Below are 2659 nucleotides of genomic sequence, written 5' to 3'. Positions count from 1 at the left end.
GAGAAAAGCTGCAATCTGGCGAGATTAAAAATATTCGAGGTGTGCCCACGTCATTTCAAGCAACTGTACTGGCAAGAGATTACCAAATTCCACTAGTGACCTTGGATGAAATTGAGACGCTTGATGTGGCGATCGATGGTGCCGACGAGGTAGATCCTCACCATAACCTGATTAAAGGGGGAGGTGCTGCCCACATGCGCGAAAAAATAGTGGATTCTCTGGCCAAGGAATTTATCGTTGTGGTAGACAGCAGCAAACTGTCTAGTCAATTAGGAACCTTGTTTAAGGTACCTGTTGAAGTGTTGCCTATGGCCCTGACTCCAGTAACGAGAGCCATCAAAGCCTTAGGGGGAGAACCAGAGTTGCGGATGGGCGTGAAGAAAGCTGGCCCTGTGGTCACTGATCAGGGCAATCTTGTGCTGGATGTGAAGTTTGCCAATATTACCGATGCTGTGGCTCTGGAAATGAGACTGAACAATATTCCTGGAGTACTGGAAAACGGCATCTTTGCGGGTAGTGTTGTCAGTAAAGTGCTAGTAGGTGAGGTAAAGGATGGCGAGCCTAGCGTGCGAGAGCTGCCAAAGTCATAAGTAGCCTCAAACTAGTGCATGTCACGTTTGCTCTTAGCTTAAATCACTCTCCCAACTTGGGAAAAGGGGCTGGGGATGAGAGCTTGCAAAGGTGATATGCTCTCCCTCAAACGTGATCATCCTCAGTGCTCTGGGGAATTGGGAGCAGGGCTAGAAAAGTTGAGCTTACACCACCAGAGCCAATCTACTGCTTTGGCTAACGATCGCCAAGAGGTAAACAAGTGGGGCGACAGGCGCACATAGTCTCCCCGCTGAGCAGTGATAATCCAGCGCTTGTAACCGCTGTGAACAATTGGTTCTGCTTTCCCAGCACCAGGATAAAAGGATAAAATGCCTGACCAACGTAGTGGACAAGACACAACCGGATAGCCCATTTCTAGTAACCGCTCGTGGAGGTAGTCTCGACGTGCCTTCACTGCTTGTGACACAGCTTCCCATCCTATCTGCTGAAACTGGTGTAGGTTGGTTTCAAACCGAGCGATCGCTTGGGGAGTTGCCCAGCCTAGTTCCCAACTGCGTGCAGTCTTACTCAAGCCTGACTCTAACTTAGGTGGCTGATTTAGCCCTAGCCAAGTAGGCATTGGCGGTGTCAACTCATCCAACACCCGCTGGCTCAGCACTAGCATAGCTAAACCCAATCCAGCTCCTAGCCATTTTTGCGTCCCTGCACACCAAAAGTCAATTTCTGGACACCAACTGGGTTTTACTCCAGCCGATTGAATAGCATCCACACAAGTCCAAATACCGCGCTGATGGGCGATGCGCACAACCTCTTGCCATGGCTGTTCAATACCAGTTGTAAAGTCTACTGTAGAGATGGTTACGAGTTTGGGTAGCTGGGTTTGGTCACAGGCACTGGTTGCTTGGGTTGTAAATGACTCGTAGTTGTCATTGATGGCGATCGCCGTTACCCCAAACCGTGTTAGCTGCTGCCACGGCATAACATTGGCTGGAAAGTCCCTAGCAGGATACAGCACTAAGTCACCCACTTGCCAGGGAATCGACTGGGAAGCAATAATCAAGCCCGCACTGGTTGAGGGCACAAATGCAACTTGATGGCCCTGACAACCCAACCATGCTGCAACAGTTTCTTTTAGCGCCTGCACGCGATCGAACCACTTTAACAGTTGGGTATTGCCCAACAACTCAGGTGCCCAGAGGCTGTGAATATAAGCTTGCCATGTCAAGGGGGCTAGCCCTGCCCAATTAAGATAGGTCAGCATGAGGCTTTGTTACCACGACAGTAGACCATATTGACCCCATAATGTCATTGGTCAGCACGATACTAACTAGTGGTACTGTTTCTAGCACCGCAAGTTTTCTAGGTAGAAATACTATCTTGTTCTTGTAATCGCAATGTGACACAAACCGTTGTTTGTTGATTAGGGATGCTGTCAAGGGTCAAACTGCCCCCGTGGATCTCTGCTAGACGCTTGACAATCATCAACCCTAGGCCAGCACCCTGTTGCTCATATAAATCTCGCTCGAACTGCATGTAAGCCCCTAGGCGACTGATCTGTTCAGCGGTCATACCTCGACCCTTGTCTATCACATAGAGTGCCAGCAACTTATCGTTGTAGAGTTTAGTGACTACCTGCACAGGTGTTTCAGGTTCAGAAAACTTAAAAGCATTGTCCAGCAATTCTTCTAGAATTTTAGTCAGCTTAACGTCAGATATATGGACGATCGCATCCACTAGATTTAGGTGCAAGTCGTCGGGCCGATTAAATTGGTCTGCCTTTTGCTGGGCTATCATTGTGATAATTGCCTTGCTGTTACTGCCAGTTGATGAACGCTGCTGTGCTTCTATTCGCTCTGGTGTAGAGGCAGTCAGCTCAGAGTACAACAAAAAGTTCTGAATTAATCGGTGCAGGCGCTTAGCCGAACTGTGGATAGTTGTTAGCATATCCATCACTTCAGCGTGATCCATTTGGGCAAAATCTTGAATTAACAATTCAGAGCTACTGATAATGCCATTGAGGGGAGTACGGAATTCATGGGGTAGTGCCAGAGTGATGCTCTTGCAGAGTTCTTCTAGGCGATTTTGTGCCTTTTGCTCGACGGTTGCC

At 48.6% G+C, this 2659-nt stretch carries 3 protein-coding genes; 1 reads left to right on the top strand and 2 read right to left on the bottom strand.

All coding sequences use genetic code 11. From position 1 onward, the window contains the following. On the top strand, positions 1-590 hold a 590-nt coding region (gene rpiA, locus NZ772_17010), incomplete at its 5' end, for a ribose-5-phosphate isomerase RpiA (protein MCS6815256.1). A gap of 122 nt (positions 591-712) precedes the next feature. On the opposite strand, the gene NZ772_17005 is transcribed toward rpiA, so the two are convergent. Further along, positions 713-1813 (bottom strand): aminotransferase class V-fold PLP-dependent enzyme, encoded by a 1101-nt coding sequence (locus NZ772_17005; GenBank protein MCS6815255.1) that lies wholly within the window; start codon positions 1811-1813, stop codon positions 713-715. A 98-nt stretch (positions 1814-1911) separates the two neighbouring features. Further along, a partial coding sequence (locus NZ772_17000; protein ID MCS6815254.1) for a HAMP domain-containing histidine kinase occupies positions 1912-2659 on the bottom strand: 748 nt, incomplete at its 5' end.

The organism is Cyanobacteriota bacterium, assembly GCA_025054735.1.
GTDB lineage: Bacteria > Cyanobacteriota > Cyanobacteriia > SKYG9 > SKYG9 > SKYG9.
Note: the sequence above shows the minus strand (reverse complement) of the source record. Positions and strands in the feature narration are given on the sequence as shown.